General features: G+C 68.0%; 19 protein-coding genes and 1 other RNA gene. 19 read left to right on the top strand and 1 reads right to left on the bottom strand.

Features of this window, described 5'->3' with window-relative positions:
* The first annotated feature begins 3 nt into the window (after positions 1-3).
* The 17 genes from E0L93_RS08250 to hisS all read left to right on the top strand — a co-directional run bounded on the left by E0L93_RS08250 (position 4) and on the right by hisS (position 19,526).
* Positions 4-1,737, top strand: coding sequence for an ABC transporter ATP-binding protein (locus E0L93_RS08250; protein ID WP_132690827.1), 1,734 nt, complete (start codon positions 4-6; stop codon positions 1,735-1,737).
* Entirely contained in the window at positions 1,727-2,578 is an 852-nt protein-coding gene (locus E0L93_RS08245) for an energy-coupling factor transporter transmembrane component T family protein (RefSeq protein ID WP_132690825.1), read from the top strand. Before E0L93_RS08250 ends, E0L93_RS08245 begins: the two co-directional genes overlap by 11 nt.
* Before the next feature lie 18 nt (positions 2,579-2,596).
* Positions 2,597-2,929: a hypothetical protein gene (locus E0L93_RS08240; RefSeq protein ID WP_132690823.1), complete on the top strand. Its 333-nt coding sequence runs from the start codon at positions 2,597-2,599 to the stop codon at positions 2,927-2,929.
* Position 2,930: 1 nt separating this feature from the next.
* Entirely contained in the window at positions 2,931-4,958 is a 2,028-nt protein-coding gene (locus E0L93_RS08235; protein WP_132690821.1) for a hydantoinase/oxoprolinase family protein, read from the top strand.
* Between the two features lie 4 nt (positions 4,959-4,962).
* Positions 4,963-6,696: a hydantoinase B/oxoprolinase family protein gene (locus E0L93_RS08230; protein ID WP_132690819.1), complete on the top strand. Its 1,734-nt coding sequence runs from the start codon at positions 4,963-4,965 to the stop codon at positions 6,694-6,696.
* Positions 6,696-7,790 (top strand): M24 family metallopeptidase, encoded by a 1,095-nt coding sequence (locus tag E0L93_RS08225; protein ID WP_132690817.1) that lies wholly within the window; start codon positions 6,696-6,698, stop codon positions 7,788-7,790. Before E0L93_RS08230 ends, E0L93_RS08225 begins: the two co-directional genes overlap by 1 nt.
* A 190-nt stretch (positions 7,791-7,980) precedes the next feature.
* Complete coding sequence (locus tag E0L93_RS08220; RefSeq protein WP_132690815.1) at positions 7,981-8,472, top strand: VOC family protein; 492 nt, start codon at positions 7,981-7,983, stop codon at positions 8,470-8,472.
* Positions 8,473-8,505: 33 nt separating this feature from the next.
* Positions 8,506-8,718 carry a DUF2905 domain-containing protein gene (locus E0L93_RS08215; protein ID WP_132691328.1) on the top strand — a complete coding sequence of 71 codons (213 nt, stop codon included), beginning with the start codon at positions 8,506-8,508 and terminating at the stop codon, positions 8,716-8,718.
* A 1-nt stretch (position 8,719) separates the two neighbouring features.
* Positions 8,720-9,721 carry a tRNA preQ1(34) S-adenosylmethionine ribosyltransferase-isomerase QueA gene (queA, locus tag E0L93_RS08210; protein ID WP_132690813.1) on the top strand — a complete coding sequence of 334 codons (1,002 nt, stop codon included), beginning with the start codon at positions 8,720-8,722 and terminating at the stop codon, positions 9,719-9,721.
* A gap of 14 nt (positions 9,722-9,735) precedes the next feature.
* A complete protein-coding gene (gene tgt / locus E0L93_RS08205; RefSeq protein WP_132690811.1) occupies positions 9,736-10,830 on the top strand; it encodes a tRNA guanosine(34) transglycosylase Tgt in 1,095 nt (364 codons plus the stop codon).
* An 87-nt stretch (positions 10,831-10,917) separates the two neighbouring features.
* Positions 10,918-12,381, top strand: coding sequence for a protein translocase subunit SecD (secD, locus tag E0L93_RS08200; RefSeq protein WP_165874244.1), 1,464 nt, complete (start codon positions 10,918-10,920; stop codon positions 12,379-12,381).
* A gap of 1 nt (position 12,382) precedes the next feature.
* Positions 12,383-13,282, top strand: a complete 900-nt coding sequence (gene secF / locus E0L93_RS08195; protein WP_132690807.1) for a protein translocase subunit SecF — start codon at positions 12,383-12,385, stop codon at positions 13,280-13,282.
* A 71-nt stretch (positions 13,283-13,353) separates the two neighbouring features.
* The gene (locus tag E0L93_RS08190; protein ID WP_132690805.1) at positions 13,354-13,737 is read left to right on the top strand and encodes a phasin family protein; all 384 of its coding nucleotides are present in this window, start codon (positions 13,354-13,356) and stop codon (positions 13,735-13,737) included.
* A gap of 39 nt (positions 13,738-13,776) precedes the next feature.
* Positions 13,777-15,420, top strand: a complete 1,644-nt coding sequence (locus E0L93_RS08185) for an ABC1 kinase family protein (protein ID WP_132690803.1) — start codon at positions 13,777-13,779, stop codon at positions 15,418-15,420.
* 18 nt (positions 15,421-15,438) lie between these two features.
* Positions 15,439-17,667 carry a RelA/SpoT family protein gene (locus tag E0L93_RS08180; protein WP_132690801.1) on the top strand — a complete coding sequence of 743 codons (2,229 nt, stop codon included), beginning with the start codon at positions 15,439-15,441 and terminating at the stop codon, positions 17,665-17,667.
* Positions 17,668-17,676: 9 nt separating this feature from the next.
* The gene (locus E0L93_RS08175; RefSeq protein WP_132690799.1) at positions 17,677-18,255 is read left to right on the top strand and encodes an MBL fold metallo-hydrolase; all 579 of its coding nucleotides are present in this window, start codon (positions 17,677-17,679) and stop codon (positions 18,253-18,255) included.
* Positions 18,252-19,526 (top strand): histidine--tRNA ligase, encoded by a 1,275-nt coding sequence (gene hisS, locus E0L93_RS08170; protein ID WP_165874243.1) that lies wholly within the window; start codon positions 18,252-18,254, stop codon positions 19,524-19,526. Before E0L93_RS08175 ends, hisS begins: the two co-directional genes overlap by 4 nt.
* A gap of 221 nt (positions 19,527-19,747) precedes the next feature.
* On the opposite strand, the gene aspS is transcribed toward hisS, so the two are convergent.
* Positions 19,748-21,535: an aspartate--tRNA ligase gene (aspS, locus tag E0L93_RS08165; protein ID WP_132690795.1), complete on the bottom strand. Its 1,788-nt coding sequence runs from the start codon at positions 21,533-21,535 to the stop codon at positions 19,748-19,750.
* A 136-nt stretch (positions 21,536-21,671) separates the two neighbouring features.
* Between aspS and ssrS the strand changes: the two genes are divergently transcribed.
* Both ssrS and E0L93_RS08155 read left to right on the top strand, forming a co-directional pair.
* Positions 21,672-21,840, top strand: a non-coding RNA gene (ssrS, locus tag E0L93_RS08160) — 6S RNA.
* A gap of 21 nt (positions 21,841-21,861) precedes the next feature.
* Entirely contained in the window at positions 21,862-22,848 is a 987-nt protein-coding gene (locus tag E0L93_RS08155; protein WP_132690793.1) for a lamin tail domain-containing protein, read from the top strand.
* Positions 22,849-22,881 lie beyond the last annotated feature (33 nt).

Raw genomic sequence — 22,881 nt, 5'->3', positions numbered from 1 at the left:
GCCGTGCCGGGCGGCGAGCGGCAGCACCCGCTGGTATACGACCGGGTCGCCTACGCCTACAGAGGCGGGGAAGAGGCGGTTCGCGACGTATCGATCCGGCTGGAGGAGGGGAAGGTGGTTCTCATTACCGGGCCCAGCGGCGCGGGCAAGACCACCGTCTGCCGGATGGCGAACGGCCTCATCCCGCACGAGTTCAAGGGCCGGCTCGCAGGCAGCGTCACTATCGCGGGGCGCTACGACTCGCGCAAGTTGAGCGTCAGTGCCCTATCCAAGATCGTTGGGGTTCTCTCGCAGGACCCGGAGACGCAGCTCTTCAACCCCACGGTGGAGGAAGAGATCGTATTTGGCGCCTGCAACTACGGGCTGCCGGTCGAGACAATCCGGGAGCGCACGGAGAGGCTGCTGGAGCTAACCCGGCTCAAGCCGCACCGGCACAAGAACCCGCACAACCTCTCCGGCGGCCAGCAGCAGTCCTGCGCGCTGGCCTCGATCCTGGCCTTCGACCCGCTGGTGCTCGTGCTCGACGAGCCCACCTCGAACATAGATCCGATCGGGAGCCAGCAGGTCCTGGAGCTGGTGGCCCGCCTCGCGCGCGAGGAGAACCGCACCACGCTGCTGGTGGAGCACAAGATCGAGGAGCTGGCAGACCTCGTGGACGAGATGATCGTGCTGCATGAGGGCGAGATCCTGCACCGCGGACCGGTCCGGGAGGTGCTGGAGCACGTGGAGTATATAGACTCGGTCGGCCTCTCCGTCCCGCAGGTGACGCTGCTCTGTGCGAAGCTCCGTTCGGCCGGCTGGCCGATAGAGAGGCTGCCCATCGGGATAGAAGAGGCCGTAGAGGTGCTTGCGCCGCTGATCGACCGGGAAGCGCTCTCCCGCGCTCCGCAGCTCCCGCCGCGGCGCGTGCAGCACGGCGAGGAGGAGGTCGTGGTTGAGATCACGGGCCTCTCGCACGTCTACCGCGACGGCACCCGGGCACTGAGCGGCGTGGATTTGGAGATCCGCCGGGGAGAGTTCGTCGGAGTGCTGGGCCAGAACGGCTCCGGCAAGACCACGCTCGTCAAGCACCTCAACGGGCTCCTGAAGCCTACCGAAGGGACGGTCACGGTGGCGGGGCTGGACACCCGGAAGGCCACGATCGCTCAGATGGCGCAGACCGTCGGGTACATCTTCCAGAACCCGGACTCCCAGATCTTCAAGATGAAGGTCGGGGACGAGCTGGCCTTCGGCCCGCAGAACGTGGGGTTGTCTGAGGAAGAGGTCGCAAAGCGCGTCAGGGAGGCGGCCGGGGACCTGGAGATCTCGCACCTTTTGGAGAAGAACCCATTCTTCCTGAGCAAGGGCGAGAAGCAGCGGATCGCGGTCGCCGCGGTGATGGCGATGAAGCCGGACATCCTGGTGCTCGACGAGCCGACCACGGGCCAGGACTTCAAGCGCGCCCGGGAGATCATGGACCTCGCCGTGCGCCTGCACGCCGAGGGGCAGACCGTGATCGTCATAACCCACGACATGAACCTCGCCGCCGAGTACTGCGACCGGGTCGTGATCATGGAGGGGGGACGCGTCCTCCTGGACGCGCCGGCCCGGGAAGCGTTTCTCGCCCGCAAGAAGCTGGAGGCCTCGTCGCTCCGGCCGCCGCAGGTGACGGTGCTGGGCGAGGCTCTCGGCTACCGAGAGGCGTGGCTGACGGTGGACGAGGCGGTGGAGATGCTGGGGGCGTCAGGTGGCGTATGAGGTAGCGTACCAGGACCGGGGCACGATCATCCACCGGCTGGACCCCCGGGTCAAGCTGCTGTGGTGGCTCTCCATCAACGTGACGCTCGCCACCTGGAACGACCCCCTCTTCCTGGCGCTGCTGCTGGGGAGCGTCTTCGCCTACGGGCGGGTGGCGGGCATACCCTTCGCGGAGAACGCCAGGCACCTCCTGCCGGTGCTGCCGTTCGTCGCGTTCGTGCTGGTGGCGAACATCGCTTTCTGGCGGCCGCCCGACCCGGCGGCGGCGAACCTCATCGGGCACCTGTTCGGCGAGGGCGTGCCGGTGCTCCCGGCGATACCGGTCTACTGGGAGACCCTGATCTTCTCGGTGGGGACGCTGTTGCGGCTGCTCACCCTCGTGCTGAGTGCCCTGATCCTCATCAAGACCGTCTCCCCGTCGGAGCTGGCGCTAGCGGTGGTGAAGATGGGGGTGCCGCCGGAGATCGGGATGGCGCTCTCGATGACGATAGCCTACATCCCGGTCGTGATCGGGCAGCTCACCGCCGTTATGGAGGCGCAGCAGTCCCGGGCCTGGAACACGAAGGTCTCAAACCCCATCGCCCGCTTTAGGGCCTACGTCCCCATAGCCATCCCCACGTTCTTCCGCTCCTTCCAGGCGGCGGAGGCGATGGCCTCGGCGATGATGTCCCGCGGCTTCGGCTACGACGTGGACAACCGCACCGAGCTGAACCCGCTGCGGTTCCGGCGGAGGGACTGGGCGGCGGCCGGAGCGTTCACGGCGGCGCTGGTGATCGGGGTCTCTTTGGGGTTCGCGGGGATAGCGAAGTACACGTTCACCGCCGGTTTGCTGGGTTTGTGAGCCAGAGAAGGAGGAGAGGTGATCCGGCTGACCGTTCTGTACAACCTGCCGCCCGGCCAAGACGAGGACGCGTTTCTGGAGTGGCGGCTGGGCGAGCACCAGGAGGCGAACATGGCGCTGGAGGGGGTCGTGGCCTCCGAGTTCCACCGGGTTCTGAAGCAGGAGCGCGGGGGCGGCGGCGGGTACCGCTTCATGACCACGGTGGACTGGCCGGACCGGGAGAGCTTCGAGCGCGGCTTCTACGACCCCGGGGTGCAGGCGAAGCTGGAGAAGGATCTGGAGAGGGTCTCGGACCCGGTGATGTTCGTGTCCGAGTGCCTCGTCCGGGAGCGGAGCGAGACGGGAGGCTAGCATGGCAGACTACCGTGTATCGATAGACATCGGCGGGACGTTTACGGACTTCGTCGTCTACGATCAGGGGAGGGAGCGGGCGTTCACCGGGAAGGTCCTGAGCACCCCGGACGATCCGGCACGCGGGGTCGTTTCGGGGCTTGCGGACCTGATCGCGGACCTGGAGGGCATCTCCTTCCTGGTGCACGGCACCACCGTCGGACTCAACGCCTTCCTGGAGCGGCGCGGCACGCGCGTTCTCCTCATTACCACCGAGGGCTTCCGGGACGTCTACACCATAGCCCGCGGCGACCGCAAGAAGCTCTTCGCCCTCCAGTACCGCAAGCCCCGGGGGCTCGTCCCGCCCGAGGACATCCACACCGTGCGGGAGCGGATGCTGTACGACGGTTCGGTGCAGGAGCCGCTGCGCGAGGAGGACTTCGGCCCCATCATCGAGCGCATAGAGCGGGAGGGGATCGACTCGGTAGCGGTCTGCTTCCTCTACTCCTACCTGAACCCCGAGCACGAGCTGCGGGCGCGCGAGATCCTGCGCGAGCGCGTGCCCGGCCTCTCCGTCACGCTCTCGCACGAGATCGCCAGCGAGTGGCGGGAGTACGAGCGGTCCTCCTCGGCGGTGCTGAACGCCTACATTGCGCCGACCGTCGAGCGCTACCTGAAGAGCCTCGACGGCCAGCTGAAAGACCGGGGCGTACCCGCCCGGCTGCACGTCATGCAGTCCAACGGCGGCGTCATGACGGCCGCGGCGGCCCGGGAGCTCCCGATTCAGACCCTGCTCTCCGGGCCGGTGGGGGGCACCATCGGTGGCCAGGCGCTGAGCCGCACGCTAAACCGGCCGAACCTGCTCTGCGTGGACATGGGCGGGACCTCCTTCGACGCGAGCCTCATCGTGAACGGCCGGCCCTCCGTCTCGACCGAGACGGAGCTGGAGGGGCTGCCGGTTCTGATGTCGCTGGTGGACATACACACCATCGGGGCCGGGGGCGGGTCGCTGGCCTACCTTGAGGCGGGCGCCTTGCGCGTCGGGCCCAGGAGCGCCGGGGCGGACCCCGGCCCCGTCTGCTACGGCCGGGGCGGCACACAGCCCACCGTCACCGACGCGAACCTCCTGCTCGGGCGCATGAACCCGGACTACTTCCTCGGCGGGGCGATGGCGCTGGACCGGGCGGCCGCGGAGCGGGAGATAGGCCGGGTCGCCCGGGAGCTCAACCTGGGTGCCGAAGAGCTGGCCGAGGGGATGCTGGCGATCATCAACGCCAAGATGGCCGAGGCGATGCGCACGATCACGGTCGAGCAGGGGGTGGACCCGAGGGAGTACTCGCTCGTGGCGTTCGGCGGCGCCGGGCCGATGCACGCCGTCGCGCTGGCCGAGGAGCTGGAGATCGGCGAGGTCATAGTGCCCTGGGCGCCGGGGACCTTCTCCGCCTGGGGGATGCTCCAGACCGACATCCGCCACGACGTGACCCGCACCTTCTACCGGCCGATGGAGGCTTCGGTGGCCGGGGACCTGGAGTCTGCCTACACGGAGCTGGAGGAGCAGGCGCGCGAGATCCTGCGCGACGAGGAGGTGCCGGAGGGCCGGATGCACCTGCTGCGCACGGCGGACATGCGCTACGTGGGGCAGGAGTACTTCGTGAACGTGGAGCTGCCCGGAGGCGGATTCGACGCGGAGACTCTGGAGGAGATCGCAGACCGCTTCCACGCCGCCTACCGCACCCGCTACGGCCACTCCACGCCGGGAGCCCCGGTCGAGTTCGTGAACCTGCGGGTGGCGGCGCTCGGCGAGCTGGAGCGGCGGGTGATAGGCTTCCGACCGCCCGCGGGGGGCGGTCACGAGGAGGTGCGCGGGGTCGTCTTCGAGGGCGAGCGGGTGCCGGCCAAGATCTTCCGGCGCGACAGGCTGCCCACCGGCTCCGGGGTGTCGGGTCCGGCGGTGGTGGAAGAAGAGACCTCAACGACCGTAATCCCGCCCGGCTGGAGAGCCCGGGTGGACGAGCTGGGGAACATGATCATCACGCCGGAGGAGGAGTAAGAGCATGGCCGAGACGCGCACCGACCCGATAACCACGGAGATCATCCGCAATCTCTTCCTCTCCTGCGCGGAGGACATGAACGCGACCCTGATCCGGTCCGCCTACACCCCGATCATCTACGAGGGCAAGGACTGCTCGGTCGCGCTGCTGGACGAGAACGGAGACGTCCTGGGGCAGTCCTCGGGGCTGCCCATCTTCCTCGGCAACCTGGAGGTCTGCGTCAAGCTGGCGATAGAGGAGTTCGGGCTGGAGGCCTTCCGGCCCGGCGACGTGTTCTACATGAACGACCCCTACCTGCAGGGCACCCACCTGAACGACTCCACGATCTTCGCCCCCATCTACCACGGGGACGAGCTGGTCGGCTTCTCCGCCACCCGCGCCCACTGGCTGGACGTGGGGGCCAAAGACCCCGGCACGCCGATGGACTCGACCGAGATCTACCAGGAGGGCTTCCGCTGGGGGCCGACCAGGATCTACGCCGGCTACGAACAAAGGGAGGACGTCGTCGATCTCCTGCGGCGCAACGGCCGGTTCGGCTACTCGCTAGTTGGGGACATGAACGCCCAGGTCTCGGCCTGCTTCACCGGCGAAGAGCGGTTCCGCTCCATCGTGGACCGCTTCGGGATGGAGACCATCCGGGCAGCAAGGGAGGAGATCTTCCGCCAGTCCGCCCAGCTGGACCGGGAGGCGGTCGCCGCCATCCCGGACGGCACCTACACCGCCGAGGGCTGCCTGGATAACGACGGCGTCGGCGAAGATCCGGTCTGGGTCCGGGTGCGGGTGGACGTCTCCGGCGAGGAGATGACGATAGACCTGGGAGGGTCCTCGGAGGCCGCCCGGGGCCCCGTCAACTGCGGCATTGCGCAGACGATCTCCGCCTGCCGCGTGGCGTACAAGCTGCTCATAAACCCCGACCGCCCGGTGGACGGCGGCACGTTCCCGACCCTGACGGTGAGGGCGCCGGAGGGCTCCATCTTCCACGCGCAGGAGCCTGCTCCCTGCGGCTGGTACTTCACCCCGCTCGGGCTGCTTATAGACCTGATCGTAAAGGCTCTCGCGCCTGCCGTGCCGGACGAGGCAGCCGGAGCCCACTACGGCGACTCGATGGTGATCTACCTCGCCGGCCTGGACCCCAGGAAGGGCAACGCTCCCTTCCTGGCCCTTGAACCTACCCCCGGCGGCTGGGGCGCGTTCGCGAGCGGCGACGGGCAGGACGGGCTCATCAACAACGTCAACGGCGGCTTCAAGGACATCCCCGTCGAGGTCTACGAGACGAAGTACCCGATCCAGATCAGACGCTACGGCTTCCGGCCCGACTCCGGCGGCCCCGGCCGGACCCGCGGCGGCTGCGGGCTCTTCCGGGAGTACCGGCTCCAGACGGACGCGAGCCTCTACCTCTGGTTCGAGCGCTCGAAGACCCCGGCCTGGGGGCTCGAAGGCGGGCGCGACGCCCGCGGCCCGCAGGTCGTGGTGCGCCACAGCGACGGCTCCGAGCAGACGCTGCTCAAGGTAAACAACCTGCCGCTTGAGGCCGGGAGCTTGGTCACCACCTACACCGGCGGGGGCGGCGGGTACGGCGACCCCCTGGAGCGCGACCCGGAGCGGGTCCGGCGGGACGTGCTCGCCGGCTATGTGACCCGTGAGGGAGCCGAACGCGACTACGGCGTCGTCCTGGACGAGAAGCTGCGCGTGGACGAGGCGGCCACGGCCCGCCGCCGGAGAGAGAGGAGGACCTGATGGGCTTGGAGGAGCGCTACCGGCGACGTATAGATAGCGTCCGGAATGCCCTCCGGGAGCGGGGGCTCGAAGCGCTCTGGGTCGAGCCCTCCGTCGGCCTCTTCTACCTCACCGGGCTCGAGCCGGTCAGCATGGAGCGGCTCTTCGGGCTCGTGGTCCCCGCCTCCGGCGAGCTCAGGCTGGTGGTGCCGCTGCTCTTGCGCGACGAGTGCGGGCACGTGGCGGCGCCGATCGTCTGGGACGACGCGGAGGGACCGGAGGAGGCGGCCCGTTCTGCTCTGAAGGGCGTCTCCCGGCTCTGCGTCCAGGGCTCCCTGCCCGCCTGGGCTCTCTTCCTCTTGCAGAAAGTCTGCCCGGACCTCCGGATCGAGCAGGACCCGGGCATCCTCGCGGGCCTGAGGGAGCTGAAAGACGCGGGCGAGGTGGAGCTGCTGCGGAAGTCCGGCGCCGTCACCGACGAGGTGGTTAAGTGGGCCGGGACGCTGCCGCTGGGCGAGCTCACCGAGCTGGAGCTGGCCGGCAGGATTCAGGCCCGCTACCTGGAGCTCGGCTACAGGCCCACGCCGGAGCCCCTGATCGCATCCGGTCCCAACGCCGCCATGCCGCACTACACCGGCGGGGATGTGCGCATCCGCCCCGACCGTCCGCTCCTGATGGACTTCGGCTGCGCGGTGGATGGATACTGGTCGGACATAACCCGCCTCTACTTCCCGCGCGAGCCCGATCCGGAGGTGAAGGCGGCCTACGAGCTCGTCTGCGAGGCGTACGACGCGGCCTTCGCCGCCATAGAGCCGGGGATTTCATGCGAGGAGGTGGACCGGGCGGCGCGGCGCGTCATCGAGGAGGCCGGGTACGGCGAGAACTTCCTGCACCGTACCGGGCACGGGCTCGGGCTGGAGATGCACGAGCCGCCGTACATCAGGAGCGGCAACCGGCGCCCGCTGGAGGTCGGGCACGTCTTCAGCGTGGAGCCCGGGATATACGTCAGGGGGAAGTTCGGGGTCAGGTACGAGAACATCGTCTACCTCGGACCGGAGGGGCCGGAGCCGTTGAACCGGAGCCCCCGCAGACACTACTTCAGAGGGGAGGTGTAAAGGTGAACTCGGGACGGGGTAGGGACTGGAGCTGGATCCTGCTCGTCGTTGTCGTGCTGGCGATCGGGGCGCTTGCGTTCTTCGTCGGGCCGAGCATCGTCGGCGGCTAGAGGAGGCGTCCGGCGGCTCGCAAACGGCGTATACTCTGGATCGTCGTGGCACGGATTCTTATATGAGGCAGGAGGTCGTTATGGAGACTCCGCGCGTACATCCAGAGGTGAGGATCGGGCACGTGCACCTGAAGGTGGCGGACATCGAGCGCGCGCTGCGCTTCTACCGGGATCTTCTGGGCTTCGAGGTGATGCAGTGGTACGGCGAGGAGGCCGTCTTCCTCTCCGCCGGGGGCTACCACCACCACATCGGGCTCAACACCTGGCAGAGCAAGGGCGCTCCGCCCGCGCCGGAGCGCTCCGCCGGGCTCTACCACTTCGCCATCCTCTACCCGGACCGGAAGGAGCTGGCGAAAGCGGTCAAGCGCCTGCTGGAGGCGGGATATCCGCTGGATGGTGCTTCAGACCACGGGGTCTCTGAGGCTATCTATCTGCGCGACCCGGACGGAAACGGGGTCGAGCTCTACCGCGACCGCCCGCAGAAAGAGTGGCCGCGTCCGGAGAGCGGCCGGGGAGTCGCCATGGTCACCCGGCCGCTGGACCTGGGCGGTCTGCTGGCCGAGGTTGGATAGTGCCCGCCCGGGTCATAAAATAACCGCGTGAACATGGAGGCTATCGGGAAGATCCTGATCGGCGGCGCGCTCGTGCTGCTCGTCATCGGCGGGCTGCTGTTGTTGCTCGGCCGGTTCGGTGTAGAGCGCCTGCCGGGGGACATAGTGTGGCAGCGGGGGAACTTCACCCTCTACTTCCCGCTGGGGCTCATGATCCTGCTCTCGATAGTCCTGACGATCCTGCTGAACATCCTCTTCCGGCGCTAGCGTGCGGATCTCAGAGCTCGACTACCACCTGCCAAAGGACCTGATCGCCCAGAGGCCCGCCGAGCCCCGGGACTCCTCGCGCCTGATGGTCGTGGACGCGAAGAACGGGAAGATAGAACACCGTACTTTCCGGGATCTTCCGGAATATCTGCATCCCGGCGACGCCGTGGTGCTCAACGAGACCCGTGTACTCCCGGCACGGCTCTTCGCCCGCAAGCCCACCGGCGGGGAGGTGGAGCTGCTGTTTTTGCGCGACACCGGGAACGGCTGGGAGGTCCTGGCCCGCCCCGGCCGGCGGCTGCAGGAGGGCATGACGCTCTCGGCCAACGGCCGTCCGCTCGAACTGGCGCGGCGTCTGGGGGAGGGGAAGTGGCTGGTGCGGGCGGAGAACGTGCCGCGGCTGCTGGAGGAGCGGGGGCACATGCCGCTCCCGCCGTACATCCGGCCCACGCCGGAGGCCGAGCGGTCCTACCAGACCGTCTACGCCCGCCGGCCGGGTTCGGCCGCCGCTCCCACGGCCGGGTTCCACTTCACGCGGCGGACGCTTGAGGAGGTGGAGCGCGCCGGGGCCGAGCTCGTACGCGTGACGCTGCACGTGGGTACCGGGACCTTCCTGCCGGTGCGCACGGAGAAGATCGAGGAGCACCGGATGCACGCCGAGTACTACTCCGTGCCGGAGGCGGCGGCCGCTTCCATCGAGCGGGCGGAGCGCGTGGTGGCCGTCGGGACCACGGTGGCGCGCACGCTGGAGAGCTGGGCCCAGAGCGGCGAGCGCGAGGGGGAGACCGAGATCTATATCTACCCCGGCTACCGCTGGCGGGCGGTGGATGCCCTCATAACCAACTTCCACCTGCCGCGCTCCACGCTGCTTGCAATGGTGATGAGCTTTGCGGGCGTGGAGCTCATCCGGGAGGCGTACCGGGTCGCGGTCGAGGAGCGCTACCGTTTCTACTCCTTCGGGGATGCGATGCTGCTTCTCGGCGGGGGGAGGAGTTTGCCGTAGGCGCTCCGGTCACGATAGAGGTCGTCGCCACCGACGGGGAGGCGCGGGCCGGGGTCCTCCGCACCCCGCGCGGCGAGGTCGAGACCCCGACGTTCATGCCGGTCGGCACCAAGGCCACGGTCAAGGGGCTCACGATGGAGGAGGTGAGGCGGACCGGGGCCGGGATCGTGCTCGGCAACACCTACCACCTGTACTTCCGGCCCGGGGTGGAGGTCGTGCAGGAGGCGGGGGGGCTGCACGCCTTCTCCGGCTGGAAGGGGCCGATGCTCACCGACTCGGGCGGGTTTCAGGTCTTCTCGCTGGCGAAGACGCGCCGGATCTCCGAGGAGGGGGTGGCGTTCGCCTCCATCTACGACGGTTCGCCGCACTTCTTCACGCCGGAGCTGGTGGTGGAGGTGCAGGAGGCGCTCGGAGCGGACATCGCGATGGTGCTGGACGAGTGCCCGCCGCACGACGCAGACTACGGCTACCACGCCGAATCCCTGCGCCGGACGGCGCGCTGGGCGGAGCGCTGCAGGACGGCGCACACTCGCGAGGACCAGGCGCTCTTCGGGATCGTGCAGGGCGGGCTGCACAGGGAGCTGCGGCTAGAGAGCCTCAAGCGGACCGTGGAACTGGACTTCCCGGGATATGCCATCGGGGGGCTCTCGGTCGGGGAGGAGCGGGGTGCCATGCTGGAGGCGCTGGCGTACGTAGCGTCCGGGCTCCCCGCGGACAGGCCCCGGTACTTCATGGGTATCGGGGACCCGGTCGGGGTGGTAGAGGTCATCGGGCTCGGGGTGGACATGTTCGACTGCGTGCTGCCCACCCGGCTCGCCCGGCACGGCTCGGCGCTGACAGCCGCCGGCAGGCTCAACCTCAAGAACGCCCGCTTCCGCCGGGATTTTTTACCGCTGGACCCGGAGTGTGGCTGCGAGGTCTGCGCGGAGTATACCCGGGCGTATCTTGCGCACCTCGTGCGGGAGGACGAGCTGCTGGGCCACCGGCTCGTCACCTTCCACAACGTGTACTTCATGGAGGAGCTCTGCCGGCGGGCCCGGGCGGCGATCCTGGAGGGCCGCTACGCCCGGTGGGCCGCGGAGTGGAGAGGGCGGTATGCGGGTTCCTAAACTCTTCTCTCTCAGATGTTAGAATTCGCACGGTAATTCCAGCGGCAAGGGACTCTTTTCAGCCCGATGAAGAACAGAAGGAACAATATGATCATCCTCGGGGCTGTGGTCGTGCTCATCGCGATTGCGGCCTACGTGATCTTCCTCCGCCAGCCGGTGACCGAGGCGACGCAGCTCGGGCTGGATCTGAGCGGGGGGGTCAGCGTGACCATGGAGGGCTACAGGACCGACGGCACGCCCGTCACCCGCGAGGAGATGGAGACCGCGGCGGGGGTCATCAGCCAGCGCGTGGACCGTCTGGGCGTGACGGAGCCGGAGATCCAGATCCAGGGCGAGGATCAGATCGTGGTCAACATACCCGGCATCACCGACGCCGAGCAGGCGGTAGAGGTCATCGGGCGGACCGCCCAGCTGGGCTTCTACCCCGTGCTGGCCGCGGACTTCCAGCAGGCCGTCCCGGAGGGCGAGGTGTACCAGGTCCGGGAGGAGATCCAGAACCGCTTGGAGAACGACCCGGCCTACGAGGAGGGGGAGACCAAGATCCTCTTCGAGGTGAGCGAATCCCGCACGGGCGAGGGGATGGACGTGATCGGCTACGTACTGCCGGAGCAGCCCGCGCTCACCGGTGCGGGGCTGGAGCGGGCCTTCCTGGACCGCGACGAGGCCGGCCGGCTGCGGGTCGGCATGGAGCTCAACAACGAGGGAGCGCGGGAGTTCGGGGATCTCACGCAGCAGATAGTCAGCGAATCGTTGGCGCGGGGGACCCCGGGGCAGCTCGCCATCGTGCTGGACGAGGAGGTGGTGAGCGCCCCGACCGTGAACGAGCCGATCTACGGAGGCCAGGTAGTCATCGAGAATACGGGGCTGCCGGGCGGCCTGCCGCAGGACGAAGCACGGGAGCTGGAGGTGGTGCTGAACACCGGCGCGCTGCCCATCAACATGGAGGTCCTGCAGGTCTCCACCATCGGGCCGACGCTCGGGGCCGACTCGCTGAGGGCCGGGCTCACGGCGGCGCTCGTGGGATTCGGGCTGGTGCTCCTGTTCTTGCTCTTCATCTACCGGGCGCTCGGGGTCGTGGCGGACCTGGCACTCCTGATCTACGCCTTCCTGCTCTGGGGGCTCATCGTGGCGATCCCGATCACGGTCACGCTGCCGGGTATTGCGGGCATCGTGCTGGCTATCGGGGTGGCGGCGGACGCCAACATCGTCATCTTCGAGCGGATCAGGGAGGAGGTCCGCCGGGGCAAGACGACCCGGACGGCGATCCAGATCGGCTACCAGAAGGGCTTCCGGGCCATCCTGGACGGGAACATCACGACGCTTATTGCGGCCTTCATCCTGTTCGCGCTCTCCAGCGGGCAGGTGCGGGGGTTTGCGGTACTTCTGACGCTCGGCGTGCTGCTCTCGATGTTCACGGCCGTCGCGGTCACGCGGGCGCTGCTGGGCGTGATCTCCAGCCGGGGCATCCAGCTCTCTCCGGCGGCGATGGGCGTCCGGAAGGACGCTATCGAGGCCCCGCCTAAGACGCCCGGACCGGCGGGGGTGCGCTAGCGTGCTGGACCGCATCTTCAGCCGGGTGGATTTCGTCGGCAACTGGCGGGTGTGGTTCGCCCTCTCGGGCGTCATGCTCGCGCTCGGCATCGGAGCCCTGGCCGTCAACGGCCTGAACTTCGGCATAGACTTCGAGGGCGGGGCCAAGTTTACCGCCCAGGGGGCGGGCGGCGCCAGCGTGCAGGAGGTGCGGGAGGCGCTGCCGCAGGAGTACCAGGGGTCGGCCATCATCCAGCAGCTCGGCGGCGAGAACTACGAGATCCGCACCCCGCCCATAGACACGCAGGAACAGACGCAGATACAGCAGGCTCTGCAGCGGGAACTGGGGGCCGAGGTGAGCGTCACCACTATAAGCCCCACGTTCGGGCTCCAGATCCGGGACGAGGCGTTGCAGGCCGTGGCGGCGGCGCTGCTGATCATCGTGGCGTTCATCAGCTTCCGGTTCGAGTTCGCCTTCGCGATCGCGGCGCTGGCAGCGCTCACGCACGACATCCTGATAACGCTCGGCGTCTACGCGCTGGTGGGCCGGGAGTTCAACCTGGTGACGGTGGTGGCGCTGCTGACGGTGCTGGGCTACTCGCTCTATGATACGGTCATCATCTTCGACCGCATCCGGGAGAACGCTCCGGCGCTGGGCTACAACCGGCGGCGGTTCGACGCCATGATCAACACCTCCATCCGGCAGGTGGTGCGGCGCTCGCTGTACACCTCGATGTCCACCCTCATCCCGATCACGGCGCTTCTGATCTTCGGGGAGGCCACGCTGAGCGACTTCGCGTTCGCGCTGCTGGTAGGCATCGTGGCCGGGACGTACAGCTCCATCTTTATCGCCTCCCCAGTCCTCTCGTTGTTCAAAGCGTGGCGCGACCGGCGGGCGAAGGCGGCGAAGGCCTCGGCCTGACGCCTACCGTTGCGTTCGGATCTCCGGCGGGCATAATAGCGGGGAGAGCGAGTCGAAAGGAAGGTTCTCTGATGGCGGTAAGGGATACGCTGGAGAAGCTGGTTCTCCTGCAGATAGGCGCTGCCGCGATAACCCAGGAGCGGGTGGAGCGGGCCATAAACGAGCTGATCGAGCAGGGCCGCATGACGCGCGAAGAGGGCCGGAGCGTGGCCCGGGAGGTGCTGGAGCGGGCCCGCCAGCGTTCGACCAACGCCCGGACGCTCGTGGACGCCTCGCTGCAGCAGGGCATGCGGCAGGTGGGTGTGCCGACCCGGCAGGACTACGAAGACCTGCTCTTCCGGGTGGAGCAGCTGGAGCACAGGATCCGGCTGCTGGAGGACCAAGCCGCGGGCTCCCGGCCCGAGCCGCCGACCCCGCCGCCCGGCGGACCGGAGCGGCCGCCGACCGGACCGTAGCGGGAGCACATTGAGGGGCGGCGGGGCCCGGGTGGACCCGTGACCCGCGCCGAGAACCTGGCGCGCTTCTCCCAGATCGGGCGGGTTCTGGCCCGGCACGGCTTCGGCTTCGTCTTCGACGTGCGGCGGAGCCGCCGGCAGCGCGGGGCCGAGGAGGTGCTCGCGCCCAGCTTCGGGGTGCGGTTGCGGCGGGCGCTCGACGATCTGGGCCCCACGTTCGTAAAGTTCGGGCAGATGCTCAGCACCCGTTCCGACCTCCTGCCCGAGCGGGTCCTGCAGGAGCTGCGCAAGCTGCAGGACGAGGTCGCTCCCATGCCGCTGGAGACCGTGCGCCGGGTGATCGAATACGAGCTCGGGGCTCCGGTAGAGAAGCTCTTTGCGCATTTCGACCCCCAGCCCCTGGGATCGGCCAGCATCGGGCAGGTGCACCGGGCGGTGCTGCCCGGCGGGGAGGCGGTCGCCGTGAAGGTGCAGCGGCCCGAGGCCGCACCGCGGGTGGAGGCCGACCTGGAGCTGATGAACCGGCTTGCGGCGCTCATCAACCGGCGGTTCGGCGACCGGCTGTTCATCGACGTGGAGCGGCTGGTGCTGGAGTTCGAGGATGTGATCCGGCGCGAGCTGGACTACGAGACCGAGGCCCTGAATGCCGAGCGCTTCGCGGCCAACTTCGCGGGTACGCCGGTGGTCATACCGGGGGTGTACCGGGAGCTTTCGACCCGCCGGGTGCTCACGCTGGAGTACGTTGAGGGCCGGAAGTTCTACAGCATCAACCCGCTGCTGCTGGAGCCCGAGGAGCGGCGCCGGATCGCCACGATGGGGGCCGAGGCCATCTTTCAGATGGCCTTCGAGCACGGGTTCTTCCACGGCGATCCGCATCCGGCCAACCTCATCCTCACCCCGGAGGGCAACCTGGCGCTGCTGGACTTCGGGATGGTCGGGTACATGAGCCGGGGAGAGATGGAGGCCCTGAGCAACCTCTTCATAGCCGTCATCCAGCGCGACGCACCCGCGGTGGTGCGGGGGCTGGAGCGGCTCGGGCTGACCTACGACGTCGAGGTGCGCAGCGAGCTGGTGCAGGAGGTGCGGGAGTTCCTCTTCAAGTACTCGGGTCTCTCCGTGGGCGAGGTGACGCTGGGCGACGCTCTGGGCGAGATCATCGGCGTCGCCCGCCGCTACCGGGTGCGCGTGCCCCCTGTCTACCCGCTGCTCACCAAGGCGCTCATCACCGCCGAAGGGCTGGCGCGCTCCATAGACCCCTCTCTCAACGTATACGAGGTGGCCCGGCCCTTCGCTGACCGGCTCCTCTGGGACCGTCTGCGGCCCGAAGCGCTCGCCGAGCAACTGCAGGAGCGCTCGCTCGAGTACGCGCGGTATCTGGAGGACTACCCCGAGCAGATCCGGCAGTTTTTGAAGGAGCTGGAAGACGGGGAGCTGGAGGTCAGGTTCAACCATGAGGGTCTGGACGATCTGATCGGGGAGGTGGACATACTCGCCAACCGGCTCGTGTTCGCCGTGGTGACCGGGGCGCTCCTGATAGGTTCGGCCGTCATTGGGGGGTTCGCGACCGGGGGACCTCAGGTCCCCTATCTGGGGGTGCCGGTGGTGAGCTTCGTGGGGTTCACGCTCGCCTCGGTTCTCGCGGCGATCCTCATGGTGGTCATCTTCCGGGGCGGCAGGCTCTAGGATGTTAAAATCTCCGGCGTGGAGACCGCGCGCACCGACATAGAGTTCGAGGGGCGGGCGACCCCGGCGGTGACGATCTCGTCGCTGCTGGAGAAGATCGCCTCCTACGACCCGGAGGCGGACGAGGAGCTGATCGCCAATGCCTACCGGGTGGCGCACCGGGCGCACACCGGTCAGGTGCGCAAGAGCGGCGAGCCCTTCATCTACCACCCTCTGTGCACGGCGGACATTCTGGCCAATCTGAAGCTGGACTCCACCACTATCGCCGCGGCGCTCCTGCACGATGTCATCGAGGACACGGGCGTAACGCGGGAGGAGCTCGAGGAGGAGTTCGGCGAGGAGATCGCGCTGATTGTGGACGGGGTGACCAAGCTGAAGCGGCTCCCGTCCGGGAACCTGGAGGAGGCGCAGGCCGAGTCGCTGCGGAAGATGATCGTGGCGATGAGTCGGGACGTGCGCGTGATCATCATCAAGCTGGCCGACCGGCTGCACAACATGCGCACGCTGGACTACCTCAAGCGCGAGACCCAGCTCAAGAAGGCGACGGAGACGCTGGAGATCTACGCCCCGCTCGCGCACCGCCTCGGCATCTACTCGCTCAAGTGGGAGCTAGAGGATCTGGCGTTCGCCACGCTGCATCCGCGGCGCTACGAGGAGATCAAGCGCCTGGTGGCGGCCCGGCGGGAGGAGCGCGAGGCGTTCATCAACCGCATGCGGGAGGAGCTGGCCGGGCATCTGAAGCGGTCCGGCATCCGCAACTTCAAGGTACAGGGCCGGGCCAAGCACTTCTACTCCATCTACAACAAGATGGTGCGGCGCAACAAGGAGTTCAACGAGATCTACGACCTCACCGGACTCCGGGTCATCGTGGAGAGCATCCGGGACTGCTACGGGGCTCTGGGCGTGATCCACTCGATCTGGAAGCCGATACCCGGCCGCTTCAAGGACTACATCGCCATGCCCAAGTTCAACATGTACCAGTCGCTGCACACCACGGTGATGAGCAGCGAGGGCAAGCTGCTTGAGATCCAGATCCGCACCGAGGAGATGAACGCGACCGCCGAGTACGGGATCGCGGCGCACTGGATGTACAAGCAGGGCGCCGAGGCGGATCCCGACCGTCCCGCCTGGCTGAAGAGCATGCTCGAGTGGCAGCAGGAGACGCAGGATTCCGCGGAGTTCATGGAGTCTTTGAAGGGCGAGCTCTTCGTGGACGAGGTCTACGTCTTCACGCCGAAGGGCGATGTCGTGAGCCTGCCCTCCGGCGCGACCCCCATAGACTTCGCCTATCATATCCACACCGAGGTGGGTCACCAGTGCGTGGGGGCGAAGGTGAACGGCCAGATCGTGCCGCTGGACTCCGAGCTGGTATCCGGCGACCGGGTGGAGATCATAACCAGCAAGTCCAGCTCCGGGCCGAGCCGCGACTGGCTCTCGGTGGTGAAGAGCGGCCGGGCCCGGAACAAGATCCGGCAGTACTTTAACCGGGCCGACCGGGAGGACAATCTGGAGCTGGGGCGCGAGAAGGTGCAGGCGCTCCTGAAGAAGCACCGGGTGGAGCGGGTTCCGGCGCGTGTGTGGGACGAGGTCGCCGAGACCACCAACTACAACACGCCGGATGACCTGTTGACCGCCGTCGGTGCGGGGGTGGTCTCGGCGGAGAGCGTCGCGAACCGCATCCTGGAGAAGATCCGGCCGCACGAGGAGGAGGAGAAGGAGCCGGTACCGGCCCTGGCTCCGCTGCCGATCCCCGAGGAGCAGGACGGGGCGGGCTCCGATACGGGGGTGCGGGTGGTGGGCTCCAGCGGCATTCTGACGCGGCTGGCGCGTTGCTGCAGCCCGATGCCGGGCGACGAGATCGTGGGCTACGTCTCGCTCGGGCGGGGGGTGGTGGTGCATTCGGCGGGCTGCCTGAACGCCATCTCGCTCAAGTCCCGCAATCCGGAGCGATTCGTGGAGGTGGAGTGGACCCCGGGCAGGGGGCGCCTCTTTACCGTGGAGCTGCAGGTGGAGGCTCTGGACCGGATGCACCTGCTGCGGGATGTCACCTCGGCGATCTCGGACTGCAACGTGAACATCATCTCCGCCCGGGTGGACACGATCGAGGAACGCACGGCCTTGAGCCGCTTCGCGTTCAAGGCCGCCAGCCTGGAGCACGTGGAGGACGTGATCCGCAAGATCCGCAGCATCCCAGACGTCTACGACGTGTACCGCGTCTCCCGCGACGGGACGCGCGTCAGCCAGTAAAGGAGGGACGTGGCCGATATAGAACAAGTGCGCCTCGACATGAACGGCTTCGAGGTCAACTCCTACGTGGTGCACGGCTCCGGGGGCGACATCATCGTGGACGCGGGCGCGGAGCCGGAGAAGATCCTGGCCGCCGTCCGCCGGCCGGTGGAGGCCGTCCTTATCACGCACGGCCACGCGGATCACGTGAGCGCGCTCGAGGCGGTGCTGAGGGAGACCAACGCCCCGCTCTACGTGCACCCCGATGACGCGGAGCGCACCGGCGTCGAGGTCTACGAGCCGCTGGACGACGGGCAGGAGCTGCGTTTGGCCGGGGAGCTGATCCGGGTCCTGCACACGCCGGGCCACTCGCCCGGGGCGGTCACGTTCGTGCTGGGGGACGACCAGATCGTAGGCGATCTCATCATGCCGGGCAGCGTGGGCCGCACGGATATCCCCGGCGCCTCCTGGCGCGAGATAGAGGTCTCCATCCGCAAGGTCATGGAGCTGTGGAATGCGAACACCCGGCTCTACCCGGGGCACGGGGGCGTGATCTTTGCAGCCGAGGAGGTAAGGACCAACCCCTACCTTCCCCCGGTGGCGCTTTGAGCGGATTCAGGGGGCCGAAGGGAACCTACGACGTGATCCCCGGCGGCCGGGAGCCGCACGAGCGTCCGGAGCTCTGGGAGCTCGTAGAGGGGCTGGCCCGCGCGACCTTCGAGCGGTACAACTACACGCGGGTGAGCACGCCGGTCTTCGAGGAGACGGAGGTCTTCGTCCGTAGCAGCGGCGAGGCGTCGGACATCGTGCGCAAGGAGATGTTCAGCTTCCGGGACAAGGGCGGCCGGGAGCTTACCCTGCGGCCCGAGGGGACGGCGGGCGTGGTGCGGGCCTACATCCAGCACGGCCTGTACAAGCTGGCCCAGCCGGTGAAGCTCTGGTATATGGGCCCGATGTTCCGCCACGAACGCCAGCAGAAGGGCCGCTACCGGCAGCACACCCAGATCGGGGCCGAGGTCCTGGGCTCCGAAGACCCGCTGCTGGACGTGGAGGTCATAGCCCTGCTGTACGAGCTGCACCGGAGCGTGGGCGTGCGGGATGAGGTCTTCTACATCAACAATATCGGGGACTTCGAATCGAGGCGGCGGTACTTTCCGGAGCTGCGGGCGTTCCTGGAGAAGCACCGCTCCGAGCTGGACCCGGACTCCGTCGAGCGCATAGAGATCAACCCCATGCGCACCTTCGACTCCAAAGATCCGAACACCCAGGCTGTGCTGGAGGAGGCGCCCACGATCGGGGAGTTCCTGAGCGAGCCGGCGAAGGAGCACTTCGAGCAGGTGAAGGCGGGGCTGGAGGCTTTGGAGATCCCTTACGAGGTGGACGAGCGGCTGGTGCGCGGCCTCGACTACTATACCCTGACCGTCTTTGAGGCCAAGAGCGGCGCGCTGGGGGCGCAGGACACGGTGGGAGCGGGCGGCCGGTACAACGGGCTGGTCTCGCTGCTCGGCGGGCCGGACGTCCCGGGGATGGGCTTCGGCACCGGGATCGAGCGGATCCTGCTCGCTGCGAGCGCGCCCGAGGAACGGGCGGCGGTAGACGTGTTCGTCGTGACGCTGGTCCGGGAGGCACGGGCTCCGGCCCTGCGTCTAGCGACGGAGCTGCGGCGGGAAGGGATCTCCTGCGATCTGGACTACGCAGGCCGGAGCGCCAAGGGGCAGTTCAAGCAGGCCGACCGGCTCTCGGCCCGCAGGGTGCTGGTGCTGGGAGAGGACGAGTTGAGCGGCGGTTACGTCACCCTGCGCGACATGGATTCCGGCGAGCAGCGGGGCGTGCCGCTCTCGGACGGCTCCGCGGCGCTGCTGCGCGAGCTCGCCCGCTAGCCGACACCCCCACCGTAGCCGGTAGACCGGGACAAATGACCTATATGAGGCGCCATCCGGCCGTCGTATAATCCAAGCTGGTGAAACCGGGTGGCTGTCCTTAGACCGGAAGCCTTGTGGTCTACCGCCCGGTCTCCAAACCTCATACAGCCGGGCCGACCTTTCTAATCCCCCCTCCTACTAAGCCGACCCGGCTGTTCTTCTCTTGCGGCGGGGAGCGGTCAATCCCCGGCAGCTCTGCCCGCGAGCCGGATATGCAGCTCCTCGAGCTGCTCTCTGGCGACCGGGCTCGGGGCGTTCATCATCTCGTCGCGGGCGGCCTGGGTCTTGGGGAAGGCTATGACCTCCCGGATGTTGGGCTCGTCCCGGAGCACCATGACCAGCCGGTCGACGCCCGGCGCGATGCCGCCGTGCGGCGGGGCCCCGTAGCGGAAGGCCTGCAGAAGGGGCCCGAAGCGCCGTTCGGCCTCCTCTGAAGAGAGGCCGATGATCTCGAACACCTTCTTCTGAAGCTCCGGGCGGTGGATCCTGATGCTGCCGGAGGCGAGCTCTATCCCGTTTGCGACCAGGTCGTAGAGCTGGCCGGTGACCTGCAGGGGATCGGAGTCCAGCAGGGGGATGTCCTCCTCCCGCGGCATGGTGAACATGTGATGCATCGGCTCTATCCTCCGCTCCTCCTCGTTCCACTCGAAGAGCGGGAAGTCCGTGACCCAGAGGAAGGCGAGCTCGTCCCGGTTTGCCAGATCCAGCCGGTCCCGGAAGTGCAGCCGCAGGCGGTTCAGGCTCTCGAAGACCACCGGGTCGGCGTCGGCGACGAAGAAAAGCCAGTCGCCGGGTTGGGCCTCCAGCGCCTCCCGCAGCGCGGCCTGCTGCTCTGCGGAGAAGAACTTGGCCACCGGGCTCTTCAGCCCGCTCTCGGTGACCTGGAAGTGGGCGAGACCCTTCGCGCCGCCGAGCGCCGCCACGCCGGTCAGCTCGTCCAGCTCCCGGCGGCTCAGATTTCCGAGGCCGGGGACCGCTATCCCGCGCACCGAGCCGCCGTCCCGCACGGCATTGGCGAAGACCTTAAACCCGGCGTCCCGGCCGATCTCCGAGACGTCCCTGAGCTCCAGGCCGAAGCGGATGTCCGGCTTGTCGGAGCCGTAGCGGTCCATGGCCTCCTGGTAGGTGAGGCGGGGGAAGGGCCTGCGGGCGATGCGCTTGCGTGTGAGATCCTCGACCAGCCCTGTGTAGAGACCCTCTATGAGGTCGAGAACCTCGTCCTGGGTCGTGAAGCTCATCTCCAGGTCCAGCTGGGTGTGCTCCGGCTGCCGGTCGCCGCGCTGGTCCTCGTCCCGGAGTGCGCGGGCGATCTGAAAGTACCGCTCGAAGCCGGCGACCATCAAGAGCTGCTTGAACTGCTGCGGCGACTGGGGCAGCGCGTAGAACTCGCCCGGATAGAGGCGGCTCGGGACCAGGAAGTCCCGGGCACCCTCGGGGGTGGAGGCCGTCAGCAGAGGGGTCTCTATCTCCACGAAGCCCCGCTCCGTCAGGTAGTCCCGCATGTACTTCACGACCCGGTGGCGGAAGAGTATGTTCTCCCGCATCCGGGCGCGGCGGAGATCCAGGTAGCGGTAGCGGAGGCGCAGCATCTCCTCCACGGGCCGCTCGCGCTCTATCTCGAACGGCGGCGTCTCGGAGGTGCTCAGGATCTCTAACTCGTCCGCGAGAACCTCGATCTCCCCCGTGGGCAGCTCCGGATTCTCGTTGCCCGGCGGCCGGCGGGCCACCTCACCGGAGACTGAGACCGTCCACTCCGGACGCAGCCGCTCGGCCAGCTCGAAGGCGGCCTCGTTGTCCGGATGGAAGGTTGCCTGGGTTATCCCCCAGCGGTCGCGCAGGTCTATGAAGATGAGCCCGCCGTGGTCCCGCCGCCGGCTCACCCAGCCGGCCAGCCTCACGTGCCGGCCGGCATGCTCGGCGCGCAGCTCTCCCGCCGTGTGCGTCCTGTAGGGGTTGGTGTGCGTCAAGTCTTCCTCCGCTCGTCGCCCTTAGATCGCCGGATGTGCCGGTTCGTAACGTGGTCGGTCGCTGCAAGTATAAGGGAGAGCGGGGAGGGCGCAAGCTCTGTTGCTTACCCGCCCCGCCTGTGGTAACTTACCCTTACAGGCTCGACCCTGTGCGTTAGCGGCGAAGACATTTTGGGCCAACACCCTAACTGACGAGGGAGTCTCCATTAAGGGCCTTGCTGCTCCGGACGAGCGCACCGTCCTCTGGGACACCCACCTGCGAAGCAGGTTCAAAAAATTCGCCGCGACGGCAGGGTGGAGCCTTTTATGCGCGGAGGTGTAAGGGGTTGTTATCCAGACTCGCGGTCCTGGTGCTGGTACCGGCCGTTCTCCTGGTTATCGGGTGCGGGATTGAGGAGCCGGCTCCCGAGCCGCCACCGGAGCCCGTGGAGGTAGAGGCGGCTCCCTTCGGGACTCCGGAGGATGAGACGGCGGTGGCCGAGACGCAGGTAGAGGCGCTGGAGGGCACGCCGTTCGAGCTGAATCTGAACCAGCCCGTGCCTCCGGACTTCCGGGCGGCCTACCAGCGCCGCGCGATCATCGTGGTCGGATTCTTCAAACCGGAGGCAGATTTCACGCAGGGTGAGCGGGTGAACTACCCGCAGGGGCTCACCGTCGACCGGGAGGTAAGCTCTGCGCTCGAGTCCCTGCGCCCGGAGTATCCGGGGGTCGAGTTCTTCACCTACGACATAGGCCGGCCCGGGCCGGCGGCCCCAGCGGGCGGGTTGCGGAGCGGGGAGTACGGGAGCCTGGCGGCTCAGCTGAACGTGGGGTTCACGCCGTTTGTGGCCGTGCTGGCTCCGCGCGCCGGCGGCTACCACATCGAGAACCTCTGGCAGGGCTATGTGGAGGCGGGTGTCATGGATCAGGCACTCTTCGACGTCACCACCGACGAGAGCGTCCGGACCAACACGAGCGAGTTCGCCGTCACGCTGGAGAGCGTGCGGCTCACGTCCGCGGGGGGCGGCATCGAGTACTTCACCGTCACGAACGAATCTGCGGAGGACGTGAACCTGCGGGGCTGGAGCCTGCGGGTGCTCGATCCGGAGCTGGGCGAGCCGGGGGAGGATTCGCCGGGGGTTCAGATTCCGGACTCCATCCCGATCGCGCCGGGGGAGACGGTCTCGGTGGGCCGGGTGCCCGGCATAACCGACGAGCGGGGGGACCGGGTCGCCGGCACCTTCCGGGGCGGCCGGGAGATGAACCTTGTGGCCGGGGATCAGGTTGCGCTTGTGGACCCCTCCGGCGCGGTCGCCGGGTCCGCAGTGATCTAGTAACGCCCTGAAATCCCGGGTAGATGGGTTAAA

The sequence above is a fragment of the Rubrobacter taiwanensis genome, assembly GCF_004337705.1.
Taxonomy (GTDB): Bacteria; Actinomycetota; Rubrobacteria; order Rubrobacterales; family Rubrobacteraceae; genus Rubrobacter_C; species Rubrobacter_C taiwanensis.
This window is presented reverse-complemented; position numbering and strand designations above follow the sequence as displayed.